Source organism: Rhodobacter sp. NTK016B (genome assembly GCF_017303295.1).
Classification (GTDB): domain Bacteria; phylum Pseudomonadota; class Alphaproteobacteria; order Rhodobacterales; family Rhodobacteraceae; genus Pararhodobacter.
Map to the genome: position 1 here is coordinate 101,251 of NZ_JAFKOK010000008.1, position 14,599 is coordinate 115,849.

The 14,599-nt window shown below is 66.3% G+C and carries 12 protein-coding genes; 4 read left to right on the forward strand and 8 right to left on the reverse strand.

The window, feature by feature from the left end:
* Positions 1 to 276: 276 nt before the first annotated feature.
* Positions 277 to 1,086 (forward strand): rhomboid family intramembrane serine protease, encoded by an 810-nt coding sequence (locus tag JI664_RS11945; protein ID WP_207013945.1) that lies wholly within the window; start codon positions 277 to 279, stop codon positions 1,084 to 1,086.
* A 28-nt stretch (positions 1,087 to 1,114) separates the two neighbouring features.
* Positions 1,115 to 2,020 carry a rhodanese-related sulfurtransferase gene (locus JI664_RS11950; protein ID WP_207014094.1) on the forward strand — a complete coding sequence of 302 codons (906 nt, stop codon included), beginning with the start codon at positions 1,115 to 1,117 and terminating at the stop codon, positions 2,018 to 2,020.
* A gap of 88 nt (positions 2,021 to 2,108) precedes the next feature.
* Here JI664_RS11950 and JI664_RS11955 read toward each other — a convergent pair whose 3' ends face one another.
* The 4 genes from JI664_RS11955 to JI664_RS11970 all read right to left on the reverse strand — a co-directional run bounded on the left by JI664_RS11955 (position 2,109) and on the right by JI664_RS11970 (position 5,612).
* On the reverse strand, positions 2,109 to 3,602 hold the full coding sequence (locus JI664_RS11955; protein WP_207013946.1) for an inorganic phosphate transporter: 1,494 nt from the start codon (positions 3,600 to 3,602) through the stop codon (positions 2,109 to 2,111).
* Between the two features lie 59 nt (positions 3,603 to 3,661).
* Complete coding sequence (locus JI664_RS11960; protein WP_207013947.1) at positions 3,662 to 4,132, reverse strand: NUDIX hydrolase; 471 nt, start codon at positions 4,130 to 4,132, stop codon at positions 3,662 to 3,664.
* Positions 4,133 to 4,231: 99 nt separating this feature from the next.
* Complete coding sequence (arfB, locus tag JI664_RS11965; protein WP_349768718.1) at positions 4,232 to 4,654, reverse strand: alternative ribosome rescue aminoacyl-tRNA hydrolase ArfB; 423 nt, start codon at positions 4,652 to 4,654, stop codon at positions 4,232 to 4,234.
* A gap of 322 nt (positions 4,655 to 4,976) precedes the next feature.
* On the reverse strand, positions 4,977 to 5,612 hold the full coding sequence (locus JI664_RS11970) for a queuosine precursor transporter (protein WP_207013948.1): 636 nt from the start codon (positions 5,610 to 5,612) through the stop codon (positions 4,977 to 4,979).
* A 252-nt stretch (positions 5,613 to 5,864) separates the two neighbouring features.
* Here JI664_RS11970 and JI664_RS11975 point away from each other — a divergent pair, with 252 nt between their 5' ends.
* Together JI664_RS11975 and JI664_RS11980 are read left to right on the forward strand one after the other, a co-directional pair.
* Entirely contained in the window at positions 5,865 to 9,551 is a 3,687-nt protein-coding gene (locus JI664_RS11975) for a hypothetical protein (RefSeq protein WP_207013949.1), read from the forward strand.
* Between the two features lie 122 nt (positions 9,552 to 9,673).
* Positions 9,674 to 10,930, forward strand: a complete 1,257-nt coding sequence (locus JI664_RS11980) for an aminotransferase class V-fold PLP-dependent enzyme (protein WP_207013950.1) — start codon at positions 9,674 to 9,676, stop codon at positions 10,928 to 10,930.
* Positions 10,931 to 11,052: 122 nt separating this feature from the next.
* On the opposite strand, the gene JI664_RS11985 is transcribed toward JI664_RS11980, so the two are convergent.
* From JI664_RS11985 to JI664_RS12000, 4 genes are read right to left on the reverse strand one after another with little or no spacing between them, the layout of a single operon-like run.
* Positions 11,053 to 11,847 carry a ferredoxin--NADP reductase gene (locus tag JI664_RS11985; RefSeq protein WP_207013951.1) on the reverse strand — a complete coding sequence of 265 codons (795 nt, stop codon included), beginning with the start codon at positions 11,845 to 11,847 and terminating at the stop codon, positions 11,053 to 11,055.
* Positions 11,844 to 12,221: a DUF934 domain-containing protein gene (locus JI664_RS11990; RefSeq protein ID WP_207013952.1), complete on the reverse strand. Its 378-nt coding sequence runs from the start codon at positions 12,219 to 12,221 to the stop codon at positions 11,844 to 11,846. The genes JI664_RS11985 and JI664_RS11990 overlap by 4 nt, the downstream gene beginning before the upstream one ends.
* Positions 12,218 to 12,928, reverse strand: coding sequence for a phosphoadenylyl-sulfate reductase (locus tag JI664_RS11995; protein ID WP_207013953.1), 711 nt, complete (start codon positions 12,926 to 12,928; stop codon positions 12,218 to 12,220). The genes JI664_RS11990 and JI664_RS11995 overlap by 4 nt, the downstream gene beginning before the upstream one ends.
* Positions 12,918 to 14,582 (reverse strand): nitrite/sulfite reductase, encoded by a 1,665-nt coding sequence (locus JI664_RS12000; protein ID WP_207013954.1) that lies wholly within the window; start codon positions 14,580 to 14,582, stop codon positions 12,918 to 12,920. Before JI664_RS12000 ends, JI664_RS11995 begins: the two co-directional genes overlap by 11 nt.
* Between the last annotated feature and the right edge of the window lie 17 nt (positions 14,583 to 14,599).

Sequence of the window (14,599 nt, forward strand, 5' to 3'; positions counted from 1 at the left end):
CGACGGGCCACGGGCTTTCGCACCCGTGGGCGCAACGCGCTGACGGATGGCGATCCCCGCAAAAGCGAAGGGACCGGACGCTATGGGCATCCGGGGAATTGCCGCAGCAGATACGCCCGCCCCGCACCCGAGTCAAGTATTCCGGCCCCGGGCGCAGGGATTGCTGGACAAAACCCGTCATCTTTGGTCCTGAAATATCCTCGGGGGTGAATGGGCTGCAGGCCCAGAGGGGGCAGACAGCCCCCTGTCGCCCTATCCAAACAGGACCGATGCCCGATGCTGCCCCTCGCCGATCACAACCCGATCCGCCATATCCGCTTCGCCTTCGTCAACTGGGCGCTGATGGCGCTGTGTTTCGCGATCTTCGTGGCGCGCGTGCCGTGGTACGATTTCGCCTTCACCCCGGCGACGCTGCCCATCGCGGGGACGATGAAAGCGCCCGGCGGCACGGCCGAGGTGCTGGGCCAGATGGTCAGCTACATGTTCCTGCACGCGACATGGCTGCACCTGATCGGCAATCTGGTGGTGATGTGGGTGTTCGGCGACAATATCGAGGACGCGCTCGGCCATCTGCGTTTTCCGTTCTTCTTTGTCCTCTGCGGCATGGCGGGTGCGGGGACCGAGGCGCTCTTTACCGACCAGCCGCAGGTGCCGGTGATCGGCGCGTCGGGCGCGATCGCGGGGCTGATGGGGGCCTATCTGCTGCTGCATCCGCGCGCCAAGGTGCTGGTGCTGATCGCGCTCAGGGTACCGGTTCTGGTCCCGGCGGGACTGTTCGTCGGGCTGACCGTGGCGCTCGACCTGATCTCGGCCCTGTCGCAGATGCCGGGCGAGGTGCGGGTGGCGTTCTGGGCGCATATCGGCGGCTTCGTGGCGGGGGCCGCGCTGATCACCGTGATGCGCAAGCGCGACGTGCCGCTCTTCCAGCCGCCCGTTCCCCATCCCGAAGCCGGGTTCTTCGGCGCCGGGCGCTGGCTCCCGGATTTCGGGCGCGCGCGTCCCGGCACCTCGCGGCTGTCGTTCTGGCTGAAATCGGCGCTGTTCTTCATTACGCTGGCCTGGCTGGCCGAAAGCTTCCTTGCCTGAGCGGCCCGATTGGCGCTATGGCCCGGCCATGCTGACCATTGCCGCGCTCTATCATTTCACCCGTTTCGACGATCCCGCCGCGCTGAAAGGCCCGCTGGCCAAACGCGCTTGCGCCGAGGGGGTGAAAGGCTCGCTTCTGCTCGCGCCCGAGGGCATCAACGGCACCATCGCCGGGACGCGTGCAGGGATCGACGCAGTGCTCGCGCATATCCGCGCGCTGCCGGGCTGCGCCGATCTCGAATGGAAGGAAAGCTACGCCGAAGAGATGCCCTTTGGCCGCATGAAGGTCCGGCTGAAGCGCGAGATCGTGACGATGGGCCAGCCCGATGTCGATCCGCGCGCCCGCGTCGGGCATTATGTCGAGGCCAGCGACTGGAACGATCTGATCGCGCAACCCGATGTCGCGGTGATCGATACCCGCAACGATTACGAGGTGGCGATCGGCAGCTTCGAGGGCGCGGTCGATCCCGGCACCGCCAGCTTCGGCGACTTCCCCGCCTGGTGGGAGGAAAACAAACACCGTTTTCACAATAAGCGGATCGCGATGTTTTGCACCGGCGGCATCCGGTGCGAGAAATCCACCAATTACCTGCTGCAGCAGGGCGTGGACGAGGTGTTTCACCTCAAGGGCGGGATCTTGAAGTATCTCGAAGAGGTGCCGCAGGATCAGAGCCTCTGGCACGGCGGCTGTTTCGTCTTCGACCAGCGGGTCGCGGTGGGGCACGGGCTGGCGCCGACGGGCCATGTGATGTGCCATGCCTGCCGCCGTCCGCTCGCCCCCGCCGAGCTTGCGCATCCCGATTACGAAGAAGGCGTGCAATGTCCCCATTGCGTGGCCGAGTTCACCGAGGCACGGCGCCAACGCTTCCGCGAGCGGCAGAAACAGGTGGCGCTGGCTGAAAAGCGCGGCGAACGGCATCTGGGCCGGGACTGAAAGCGTCTGGGATGGTGCGTGGAATCACGCACCCTACAATCGCCGCGCCGTAGGGTGCGTGATTCCACGCACCGTTCCGTCGTCCGCGTCAGCGCAGACCGGCGAGCAGGGTCGCGGCCCAGAGCAGCCCGCCCGACAACAACGCTGTCGCGGGCACGGTGATCACCCATGCCGCGAGGATCGTCATCATATGCGAGCGGCGCACGACCTTGCGGCGGGTGCGTTCCTCGACCGGCAGGGTCGAGAGGTCGCGATTCACCTTGAGGATCTTCTCGTGGTACCATTCGCGGTAGAAACCCACGCCGAAAATGCCGCCGATAGCGATATGCGTCGAGCTGACCGGCAGGCCCAGCCACGAGGCGAAGATCACCACCACCGCCGCTGCCAGCGCCACACACCACGCGCGCATCGCGTTGAGGCGGGTGATTTCCGAGCCGACGATATTGATCAGCCGCGGGCCGAACAGCATCAGCCCGACCGACAGGCCCACCGCGCCGGTGATCATCACCCAATAGGGGATCTGAACCCGGTCGCCCGAGGCGCCGTCCTGCACCGCGTGTACGATGGCCGCGAGCGGGCCGACCGCGTTCGCCACGTCATTGGCGCCATGCGCGAAGGACAGAAGCGCCGCCGACAGGACCAGCGGAATCGCGAACAGAGTCTTGAGCGACTTGGTGCGGTTTTCCAGCCCGCGCGACTGGCGCGCGATGAGCGGGCGCATCACAAGCGCCAGCGGGATCGCCACGGCGACACCGATCAGCACCGATTCGCCCAGCCCCAGATGCACCAGCTTCTTCAGGCCCTTCATCGCCATATAGGTGGCGAAGACGCCGCCCATCACGCCGATCAGCACCGGCACCCAGGTGCGAGCCGCCGCGATCTTGTCTTCGCGGTAGATGATGCGGTTGTTGAGGATCGCCAGAAACGCCGCCGCGATGACCCCTCCCATGACGGGCGAGATCACCCAGCTTGCGGCGATGGCGCCCATCACGCTCCAGTTCACCGCCGAGAAACCCGCCGCCGCGATGCCCGCGCCCATGACCCCGCCGACGATGGAATGCGTGGTCGACACCGGCGCGCCCATGGCAGTGGCGAGGTGGATCCACAGCGCTCCGGCCAGCAAGGCCGCCATCATCGCCCAGACGAAAATCGCGGGTTCCGCCACCGATTCCGGCGCCACGATGCCGCGCGAGACGGTCGAGACCACGTCGCCGCCCGCCAGAAGCGCGCCCGCCGTTTCGCAGATCGCCGCGATCAGCAGCGCACCGCCCAGTGTCACCGCCTTGGCGCCGACCGCCGGGCCCATATTGTTCGCCACATCGTTGGCGCCGATATTGAGCGCCATATAGGCCCCGATCGCGGCGGCGATCACCACCACCCATGTCCCGGTGCCCGCGCCCATGATGGTGGCGGCGGCAAGTCCGGCAAGGACGATGAAGAGCATGGCGATGCCCGGCGCGACCAGCGGTCGCGAGGTGAACAGCGTCGCCTGTTCCAACAGGCCGATGCGGCCGAGGTCCTTGTCGAGGGTTTTGATCCCCTTGGCGGTCGGGTCGGCTTTCAGGTCGGCGGGCGAAGGCATCGCGGGCTCCGGCTGTCACAAAAGTGTCACGAAGGCCCTAAAGAAGCGCCCGGCGTTTCTCAACCGTCATTCTTGCCCAGACCGCGCAAAAGCGCCTTCAATTCCGGCTCGTCCACGGCCGAGGCGGCGGCGGCGGGCGACATCCAGATGCGCTCGCGGCGGCCTTTCTCGGGGAAGGTCTTGGTCAGCGCATCCACGCGCAGGCGATAGACATAGCAGCGGCAGGTGACGGGAATGCCGCCGCGCACCGTCTTGCGGTAGGTGTAGCTGCCCAGCGGCTCGTCGTCGATGTGGCCCTCGACGCCTGCCTCTTCCCACGCTTCCTGCTGCGCGGCCTCGGCCAGCGAACGGCCTTCCATCGGCCAGCCCTTGGGCACGATCCAGCGCTTGGTTGTCAGGCTGGTGATCATCAGCACTTCGGGCCCCTTCGCGCCGTCGCGCGTGCACAAAGCCGCCGCCTGCAGGAATTCGGGCCGTTTGAAAACGGGCCCGACATAATTCAGGAACGAAGAGACGGCGCTTTGTTTCATGTCGGACTGCCCGGACTCGTGACGGCCCGCCTTCGCGGGCGGGCGCTTGTTATCAAATTGGGATTTGGGGTCGCTGTCGAAGTTATCCACAATCTGCGCTCAGATTTCCGGGTCGTCAACGCGGCCACGCATAGATTTTATCGACCCGCGGCGCGTTTTCGCGTCCATGCGACGCTGTCGGCTACCATAGGTGGGTTTCGTGGCAATCCTGCGACGCGGCGCGACCAGAGCCTGCCGGATCAGCTCGGCCAGCCTTTCGCGGGCGATTTCCCGGTTGCGCGCCTGACTGCGGGTGTCTTCTACCCGTAGCACGATGGCGCCGTCCCCCGTCCAGCGGCGCCCGGCAAGGCGTTTCAGGCGGTTCTTGACCGGCTGCGGCAGTGACGGCGAGCGCTCGGCCTCGAACCGAAGCTCGACGGCGGACGAGACCTTGTTCACGTTCTGCCCACCGGGGCCGGAACTGCGGGTGAACTGCTCGGTCAACTCCCATTCCTGAAGCGATATGTCGTCGGAAATACGCACCGGCGGACCTGTTTCGAAAAAAGAAAGGCGGGCAATGCCCCGCCGGAAGTCATGTAGCGCCCGACGCAGCGGATGCCAGTTTGCGGACAATCGAAAGGGCCGCCCGGCTATTCGAGCGGCCCTCACGAGCATTAAGGAGATGGAGCCGGTTAGAACCAGGCCCAATCGTGGGCTTACCACTGACAGGCTGCTGTCAGCTCTCGTCCCTCCCGACTGTCCCGACACCTCTCTCCAACATCACTCTCGACACTGGACCACCTCCTTTCGCTAGGGTTTAACCGTAAGGCGATGGTGGCACAGATCTGGTGTTTGTCAAAAACTTTCAGACCGGATTTTGGGTCAATTTGCGTGTGATGAGTCGGAACGGCAACAGAGCGATCATCGCCAGTGACAATTTGACCATCCAATCGGCAATCGCCAGAGAAACCCACAAAGGTGTCACCGGACCGACACCGAGCGCTGGCAAACTTTCCTGCGCCCAGCTAACATCCGCCGCCGGGTCGATCCAGCCGAACGCCGCCGAGAAGCCGATCGAAAAGAACAGCGCGGTATCGAGCGAGCTGCCGACAAGCGTCGAAATCAGCGGCGCTTTCCACCACGCGCCACCGCGCACGGCCGAGAAGACGCCGATATCGACCATCTGCGCGACAAGGAAAGCCAGCCCCGATCCAAGCGCAATGCGCAGCGTCACCGCCGGGAATTCGTAGCCGTCGCCCTGGATCATGATTTGCGTGCCGATCAGCGAGCAGATGACGCCCACGGCAAAGCCCGCCCAGACGACGCGGCGCGCGGCCTGCGGGCCGTAGACGCGGTTCATCACGTCGGTGATGAGGAAGGCGAAGGGATAGGTCAGTGCACCCCAGGTAAGCCAGTTGCCCAGCAGGAATTGCACGAGAATATTCGAGGCCACGACAATGGCGGCCATGGCAAGAATGCCGGGAAGATAGGTTCGGGTCATTTTCTGAAACCGTTTTGACAAGGTGGTCGGGGACTTGGCCACCCTGTCCCCGAGGCGAAACCTCGGCACGGGCGACGCGCCCCTCTACGCCCTCAGGCCCTGTCTGGCAAGCGGTTTGCGCGCGCGACGCGGGTCGTTTGCAGGCGCGCGCGACATGATGCCGATGTGAACGGCGGGCGGGACTCAGGTCTTTGCGCAGAGCCGATCAATGCTATCGTTACCGTGTTTAGCCTATGGCACGAGGATCATTTGATGACGTTGTTTTCGCTGCGCGGCTCGACCGCGCTTGTCGCGCTGTCCGTTTCTCTGTCGGTGGGTCTGCCGGTCATGGCCCCCGCGCAGGACAGCCCCACGGTGCAGATCCAGAGCGAGGACTGGCAGCAGGTCACGCAGTTCGGTTTCAGCTTCGGGCTGCCGCCGGGCCTGACGCAGATCCGCGATCTGCCGGAAATGGTCGCCTATTCCGATCTCGACGAAGACCGCGAAAGCGGGATCCTGATCGACATTCAGCAATTTGATGAAGAGCAATGGGAATTCGTTCAGGACACCGGCCCCGAAGCGCTGACGATGATCCTGAACGCGCACCACCTTGTGGAAGTGACCCCTCAGGACGAGACGATCCGCGCGCAGGGGCATGATTTCGCGGTGTTTCGTGGCACGGGGATGCTTGAGCGGCCCTCGGGCGAGCTTGTCGAGCATCAGGTCATGTTCCTCGTATCGATGGAGCAGGATATCGACGGCCGCGCGCTGATTATCGGCGTGGTCGGTGTCGGGCTGGGCGGCGAGGCCTCGGGCGCGCTGCAGGCCGAGTTCATCCGCGCGCTGGAGGGCAGCGAGGAAGCGACCGACACCCCTGACACGCAGGAAGACGGCGCGCTGGCGCCCGAATCCGAGCCGGACGTGATCGCCATGGCCGAGCCTGCCGCGCCGGATGTGACGATGGCCGAGCCGCAATCCGACGGTGTGACGCTCGCCGAAGAGGCCACCGATTCGGCCAGCGCGCCTGCCACCAGTGCCCCGGCCAATACCCCCGCGCAAACGGCAAGCGACGCCCCCGAAACGACCGAGGCCGCGCCGGAAAACCCCGCTCTCGACGCGATGCTGGCGGCTTTTGCCGGGATGGCCGAGCCGTCTGGCCGCATCCCCGAAGGCTGGGCGCCCCAGGAGATCGCCGGGCTCGGCTTTGCGGTCCCCGAGGGTGCCGAAGTCCTGCCAACGCCCCCGGAACTCGAAGGCCTCACCGCCGGTTTCCGCATCGCGCTGGACCCGCCGCGCAGCGAGGGGCAGATCGCCGTCGGCCTGTTGCCGCAATCGCTTTTCCCCGTCGCGCCCGGCGATGACGGTTTCGTGGAAGCGATGGCCGAGCAGGACAACATCACCGCCGTCGAAAGCCCGCGCCGGGTGATGCTGGACGGGCACGAGATGATGGTGATCGTCGGCGCCTCGGAATCGCGCACGGTTCTGACGCTGATCGATCCGGAACCGGATGCGGATGGCAACCTGTTGTTCATCGACATCCAGACCACGAATACCGATCCCGCGATGGCGCAGACCTTTACCGCCGACGCGCTGGCATCGCTGGCGCCCGCCGGGGCAGGCGACGCCGCCACGCCCGAGGCCGATCCGGCGATGGCCGCGCTCGATGCGATCGTGGCCGAGATCGAGGCGATGCCCGATCCCGACGGTTCGCTGCCTGAAGGCTGGAATAGTTATGACCGTTACGGCGTCCGCGTGGCGCTGCCCGATACGGCGATGATTCTGGCCGACCGGGGCCCCGGTGAGCGGCGCGAATTCATCGCCCGTCAGCCCCTGCCCGAGGCCGAGGGCGGATCGCTGGAATTCGCCGTTCTGATCCTGTCGCGCGACGATGTCGATGCCGCGCCGGGCGACGAGGGCTTCCTTGCGATGATCTCGTCCGACCGCCCCGAACGGGCGCGTGAAAGCGCGCGGCGGGTAATGGTCGGCGAACGGCTGATGCGGCTTTACGTCGTCGGCGGCGATCCGATGCCGGATACCGGCGATCCGGCATCGGTCGAGATCTATCTGACCGATCTGGAACCCGACGCGGGGGGCGATTTCCTCGTCCTTGGCTATCGGGCACGCCTTGCGCCGATGGACGATGTGCTGGCGACCTATGGCCAGTATCTGCAGGCGCTCGCGCCCGAAACGCCGGAAGTCGAGGCAGAAGGCACCCCTGAGGCGAGCGCGGCCATGACTGCCGAGGCTCCGTCAACTGAGGCCCCGTCAACTGAGGCGCCCGCAACAGAAACGGCCAGCGCCGAATCTGCGGAAGCCACGCCCTATGGCACGCCCGAGGGGCTGACGCCCGAGGGCTGGAACCGCTACGACCGCTTCGGCCTGAGCATCGCCATGCCGCCCTATGCCGAGATCCGCAACGACGAAGCTGAAGGGCCTCAGCGCGCTATCAACCTGTATCATAACGACAGCAGCGCGCGCACCCGGTTCGAGGGCGGGATCGCCATCCTGCCCGGCGCGCAGGTGACAGCGCGTCCCGGCGAGGAAGCGTTCCGCGCGATGCTCGAAGGCTTCGCCGGTGTGCCGGTCACCGATACGGGCACGACGGCGATGCTGGGTGATAGGTCCTTCCGGCTCTATACCGCCGAAGGGATGCGCGAATTTCACAGCAATATCGAACGAAATCTGATGGGCTTTTACCTTGCAGGGGAACCCGATGCAGACAGCGGCGATCTTACGCTGATCGGCGGGTCGCTGCGGGGATACGAGCCCGATATTGCACAAGCGACGATGACGGGGATCATTCGGTCGCTGAGCGTCGCGGGCGAGGCCACCGGCAGTGCGCCGACAATCACGGCCACGTCCCCCGAGGCACCGATGCCACAGACCGCCCCCGCCGAAGACACCGCGTTGACCACGATCCTGACCGGCGTCGCCTCGATGACCCTGCCCGACACGCTGACCATCACCGAAACGCGCGAGGGTGATGCCAATGTCTACATGGCGCTGGCCGAAGCGGCCGCACCGGACATGCCGGTCGTGGCGATCGCGGCGGGGATCCTGGACCGACCGCTGCGGCGGCAAGTCGAGCGGATGGTGCATAGCGTGCAAGCGGTGGTCGAGACCGAGATCAACGGCGTGCCTGTCTGGGTGCTGTATGGCCCCTCGACGCGAGCGATGGATGCCCGCCGCACCGGTCCGGGCGAGGACCTGCCCGCGCGGCTGGTGGTCCCGGCCGTCTGCACCGGCGCCGAGCCGCCCTATCTGGTGGCGATGATGAGCGCGCCGGGGGACGAGGCGTTGCTCGACATTCTGCAACCGGCGCTGCACCTGACCGTACCGCCGGGCGCCACGCCCTGCCCGCCTGCGATGATCGAAGCCATCAGGGGGGCCGCCATCGCGGGCCCCGCGACAGGCTCGCCGACTGGCCCCGCGACGGGTCCTGTGACTGACCCTGTGACTGACCCTGTGACGGGCCCCGTCACCTCTCCCGGCGTCGCGGTGGGTGAGCCGCATCCGCAAAGCTCCCCCTCGCTGGCCATGGCCGAGGCTCAGGCCTGGGAAGAGGCGCAGCGCAGGGGCACGCCCGAAGCGGTGCTCGCCTTCCTTGCGCAATATCCGCGCGGGCTGCATTCGGGCGAGGCGCGCGGCTGGCTTCACGCGCGCGACATCTATGCGCCCGACGAGTACCGGCCTGATCCGGCAGCGCTGCCCGAACCGCCCGAGGCCATCCGCCCGCCGAGTGACGCGGAAGCGTGGCGTATCGCTCTGGCGGATGGCCGGGCTCAAGGTCTGTGGACCTATCTCAAGGCCCATCCGAACGGCGATCACGTCGCCGAGGCCCAGCTCATGCTGACCGAGATGCTGGCGCCGCGCGGCACGACCGGCGGTGTGGTGCGCGATCCGGCACGGCCCCCCGCGCCCGAAGCGCCCCGGCCCGATCCCGGCCCGATGAAGCGCTGACAACAGGGCGCGCGGGCTTCCGCGCGTCCCCCTTGCCAATCGGCGCATGGCGTTGCAGGTCAAGGCCATGCGCTTTTTTCTGCGCCCCCTTTCTGCACGCGCCATTCCTGAAGGAGCCCGCCATGATCTCGGACACGCCCGGCCTGCTCGACGCGGTGCGCGACCGCTTCGCCCATATCGATGTCTGCCCCTTCGAAGGGCCGCGCGCCTTTTTCGAGAATGCCGGCGGCGCGCTGCACCTGAAATCGGTGGTCGAGACTTCGGCGCTGTATGCCAGCTATCCCGACAATCAGGGCCGGCCCAATGCCGCCTCGCAGGCGCTGATGGCGGCGATCGACAAGGGCAAGGCCGATATGCGGCTGTTCCTGAACGCGCCAAAGGGCGTGGTCTTCGTCGGCGAAAGCGGCACCGAAGTGCTGTTCCGGCTGGTGCGCAACGCCGCGACCGGGGCCGAAAAAGGCGGCGTCATGCTGCGCTCGACGCTGGAGCATCCGGCGATGGGCTCGTCGATGCAGCACTGGGCCGCGCAGACCGGGCGCGAACTGATCGAGGTCAAGCATGACGACGCGACCGGCGTGGTGGATGTCGAAGCCTACAAGGCCGCGCTGCGCCCCGATATCCGCGTGGCCTCGATCATCCATACCAGCCCGGTGACCGGCAAATCCACCGATGTGAAGGCCATCGCCGCCGCCATTCGCGCGGTCGCGCCCGAGGCACTGATTATCGTCGACGGCATTCAGCATGCCTGCCACGGCCCGGTCGACGTGACCGGCTACAATGTCGACGGCTATGCGCTGAGCCCTTACAAGATGTTCTCGCGCCATGGCTACGGGGTGGGCTGGTGCTCGGACCGGATGACAGCGCTGGATCACGAGCAGATCATCGGCAACGGCCCGCTCAGCTGGGAGCTGGGCACGCGCGACACCGGGGCCTATGCGACCTTTTCGGACGTGATCGCCTATTTCGACTGGCTGGGCGGGCAGTTCTCGGACGCGGACGACCGGCGCACGCGGCTGGAAGCGGCGGGGAAGGCGATCCACGCGGAAGAGGCGAAGCTCACCGGCTGGATCCTGAACGGCACTGGCAACCTGCGGGGCCTGGCCGAGATGCCGGGCGTGCAGCTGATCGCGGGTGACGGGCCGCGCGAGGGGGTGATCTCGATCCGCGTCGAGGGCTGGGATACCAAGGCGCTGGTGGAATTTCTGGGCGCCAAGGGCGTGCGCACGCATATCCGCAAGGCCGACAATTACTCGGGCAACGTGCTGAAACCGCTGGGGCTGCCCGATTGCGTGCGGATTTCCTATTGCCACTATAACAGCGAAACCGAGGTGGCGAAGCTGCTGGGCGCGATGGAAGAGGCGCTGGCCTCCAAGGGCTGAGGCGGGTGCGGTGCGTGCAGAGCACGCACCCTACGGGCCGGGCTGCGGATGGCAGAACGCCCGCACCGACAGGCACGGGCGCAACGCTGTAGGGTGCGTGATCTCACGCACCGTTCCGGGCCTCAGATCCCGTCGCCGACGAAGGCCTTTTCGATGACGTAATCGGCAGGCGCCGAGTTCGAGCCCTCTTCCAGCCCGAAGCCTTCCAGCACCGCCGCCACGTCCTTGTTGAACGCCAGCGACCCGCAGACCATCGCGCGGTCGCAGTGTGCTGTCAGCGGGCCGTCAAGCCCCAGATCCGCGAAGACCTGCCCGTTCACCAGATTGTCGGTGATGCGCCCGCGATAACGGCTCTCTTCGCGCGTGGTGGTGGGGTAGTAATGCAGCTTGCCCGCCACCAACTCGCCGATCAGCGGATCGGCTTCCAGCGCCTCGACCAGCGCGCGGCCATATTCCAGCTCGTCCGCCTCGCGGCAGGTATGCATCATCACGACGCTGTCGTATGTCTCCCACGTCTCGGGCTCGCGCAGCAGCGAGGCGAAGGGCGCGAATCCCGTGCCGGTGGCCAGAAACCACAGCCGTTTGCCGGGTTTCAGCGCGTCATGCACCAGCGTGCCCACGGGTTTGGGCCGCAGAATGATCGGCTCACCCACCTGAATATGCTGCAGCTTCGAGGTCAGCGGCCCGTCCGGAACCTTGATCGAGTAGAATTCCAGCTCGTCATCCCAGGCAGGCGAGGCGATGGAATAGGCCCGCAGGATCGGCTTGCCGCTGTCGCCGGGCAGCCCGATCATCACGAATTCGCCCGAGCGGAACCGCAGGCTCTGCGGTCGCGTCACGCGGAACGAAAACAGCCGGTCGGTCCAGTGGGTGACGGCGGTGACGGTCTGCAGGTCGGGGTTGATCTGCTGGTTCATGCAATCCTCCGCAATCTTGCGCGGTAATCGTGGCCCTGCCAGTCGGCGCGGCTGAGCCATTGGTCCTGTGGCTGACGCTCGGCCAGATCGTCGGAAATCTCGACCTCGTCGAAGCCCGCGCGGCGGGCCATCGCGTATTGGTCGGCGATGACGTGGCCTACGGCCCTGAGCCGGCCGGTAAAGCCCGCCCGGCGCAGGCGCGCGGCCAGCGTGAAGCCGCGTCCATCGGCGAAGCTGGGAAACGCCACGCGGATGGCGGTGATGCCCTCGAGCTGATGCTCGACGGCGGCGATATCCACGTCGGGCGCCAGGTCGAACCATGCGCCGTTGTGGCTGTCGGGCGCGAAGCCCGTATCGGTGACGATCACACTCACGAAGCCTGTCTCCTGATCACGCGGCCATCCACGATATGGATGCCGCATTCGTCCTTGTCGGTCCCGCGCCAGCGTCCGGCGCGCGGGTCTTCGCCCGGCGCGACCGGGCTGGTGCAGGGCGCGCATCCGATCGAGGGATAGCCCTTGGCCACCAGCGGGTGCCGGGGCAGATCGTGCGCGTCCATATAGGCGCCCAGATCGGCCGCCCTCCACCCGGCGAGCGGGTTCACCTTCAGGTGGCGAAACGCCTCGTCCCATTCGAACAGGTCGATGCCCTTGCGCGCGCCGCCCTGAAAACGCTTGCGCCCGGTGATCCAGCCGTCGAAGCCTTTCAGCGCCTGTTCCAGCGGGCGCGTCTTGCGCAGGTCGCAGCAGGCGTCCTGATTGCCCCGGTGCAGCATGTCGAACGGGTCCTTGGCGTCCAGCACCGCCGCATCCGGGTTGATGACGCGCAGATCGGTCAGGCCCAGTCGCCGCGCCATATCATGCTGATATTGCAGCGTTTCCTCGAACAGCATCAGCGTGTCGATGAAGAGCACCGGCACATCGCGGTCGATCTCGGACACCATGTGCAGCAGCACGGCGCTGTCGGCGCCGAAGCTCGACACCATGGCGATCTTGCCCAATGCGCCCGAGAGCGCGACGCGCAGCGCGCCCTCGGCATCGCCCTCGTATCGGGCGTTGAGGCGGGAAAGATCAGGCTGCATCGCGTTCGGCCTCGTAAAGCGCGTCCTTGAAGGGCGCGAGGCCAACGCGGCGATAGGCGTCGAGGAAGGTCTCCTCGCGGCTTTCGCGGATCTCCAGATAGGCGCGCAGGATGCGCTCGATGGCGGGCACGATCTGGTCATAGGCGAAGCCCGGACCCGTGCGCTCGCCAAGGCTCGCGTCTTCGGTGCCGTCACCGCCCAGCGTGATCTGGTAGTTCTCCACGCCCGCCCGGTCGAGGCCGAGAATGCCGATATGCCCGACATGGTGATGCCCGCAGGCATTGATGCAGCCCGAGATCTTGATCTTCAGCGGACCGATATCGTGTTCGAGCTTCAGCGCATCGAACCGCGTGGCGATTTCCTGCGCCACCGGGATCGAGCGGGCCGTGGCCAGCGCGCAGTAATCCATGCCCGGGCAGGCGATGATGTCGCTGACCAGCCCGACATTGGCCGTGGCGAGCCCGACGGCTTTCAGCGCCTTGTGCAGCGCGGGCAGGTCGGCGCGGTGGACATGCGGCAGAATCACGTTCTGCTCGTGGCTGATGCGGATCTCGCCATAGCCATAGGTCTCGGCCAGATCCGCAATGACGCGCATCTGCTCGCTGGTCGCATCGCCCGGCGTTTCGCCATGCTTTTTCAGCGAGATGGTGACGATGGCGTGGCCGTCGGCCTTGTGGGCGTGCAGGTTCGTATCGGCCCAGGCACGGAATACCGGGTCGGCGCTATGGGCGGCCTGATAGGACAGGTCCGACGCCTCGCGGAACGCGGGGGCTGCGAACATCGCCTTGATGCGCGCCAGCTGCGCCTCGGTCGCGGCGGCGTCGAATTGCGGGGCGATTTCGGCAAAGCGGGCTTCGGTCAGGTCGCGGAACGTGTCGATCCCGTTCTCGTGCACGGTGATCTTGATGCGCGCCTTGTACTTGTTGTCGCGACGGCCCAGCAGGTTGTAGGTGCCGACGACCGCTTCCAGATAGGGCAGCAGGTCGGTCACGGGCAGGAAGTCGCGCAGCACCTTGCCGATCATCGGCGTGCGGCCAAGCCCGCCGCCCACGATCACCTCGAAGCCGGTCTCGCCATCGCGGCTGACAGTGCGCAGGCCAATGTCATGCGCGCGGGTCACCGCACGGTCGATTTCCGAGCCGGTCACCGCGACCTTGAACTTACGCGGCAGAAACTGGAATTCCGGGTGGTCGGTCGACCATTGGCGGATCAGCTCGGCATAGGGGCGCGGATCGGTCAGCTCGTCGGCAGCGGCCCCGGCGAAATGATCGGACGTCACGTTGCGGATCGTGTTGCCCGAGGTCTGGATCGCGTGCAGCCCCACCTCGGCCAGCGCGTCCAGCATATCGGGCACATCGGGCAGTTTGGGCCAGTTGTACTGGATGTTCTGACGCGTGGTGAAATGACCGTAGCCTTCATCCCAGCGATCCGCGATCTCGGCCAGCTTGCGCATCTGGTCGGGATTGAGCGTGCCGTAAGGGATCGCCACACGCAGCATATAGGCGTGCAGCTGCAGATAAAGGCCGTTCATCAGGCGCAGCGGCTTGAACTCGTCCTCGGTCAGCGACCCGTCAATGCGGCGCGCGACCTGTTCGCGGAACTGGCGGTTGCGCTCGGCCAGAAAGGCCGCGTCGAAATCGTCATAGACATACATGTCGAAATCCTCGGGCG

Bases quoted from the DNA above. Each gene is read 5' to 3' on its own strand.
- JI664_RS11945 (WP_207013945.1), top strand. From the start codon at position 277: ATGCTGCCCCTCGCCGATCACAACCCGATCCGCCATATCCGCTTCGCC.
- JI664_RS11950 (WP_207014094.1), top strand. From the start codon at position 1,115: ATGCTGACCATTGCCGCGCTCTATCATTTCACCCGTTTCGACGATCCC.
- JI664_RS11955 (WP_207013946.1), bottom strand. From the start codon at position 3,602: ATGCCTTCGCCCGCCGACCTGAAAGCCGACCCGACCGCCAAGGGGATC.
- JI664_RS11960 (WP_207013947.1), bottom strand. From the start codon at position 4,132: ATGAAACAAAGCGCCGTCTCTTCGTTCCTGAATTATGTCGGGCCCGTT.
- JI664_RS11970 (WP_207013948.1), bottom strand. From the start codon at position 5,612: ATGACCCGAACCTATCTTCCCGGCATTCTTGCCATGGCCGCCATTGTC.
- JI664_RS11975 (WP_207013949.1), top strand. From the start codon at position 5,865: ATGACGTTGTTTTCGCTGCGCGGCTCGACCGCGCTTGTCGCGCTGTCC.
- JI664_RS11980 (WP_207013950.1), top strand. From the start codon at position 9,674: ATGATCTCGGACACGCCCGGCCTGCTCGACGCGGTGCGCGACCGCTTC.
- JI664_RS11985 (WP_207013951.1), bottom strand. From the start codon at position 11,847: ATGAACCAGCAGATCAACCCCGACCTGCAGACCGTCACCGCCGTCACC.
- JI664_RS11995 (WP_207013953.1), bottom strand. From the start codon at position 12,928: ATGCAGCCTGATCTTTCCCGCCTCAACGCCCGATACGAGGGCGATGCC.
- JI664_RS12000 (WP_207013954.1), bottom strand. From the start codon at position 14,582: ATGTATGTCTATGACGATTTCGACGCGGCCTTTCTGGCCGAGCGCAAC.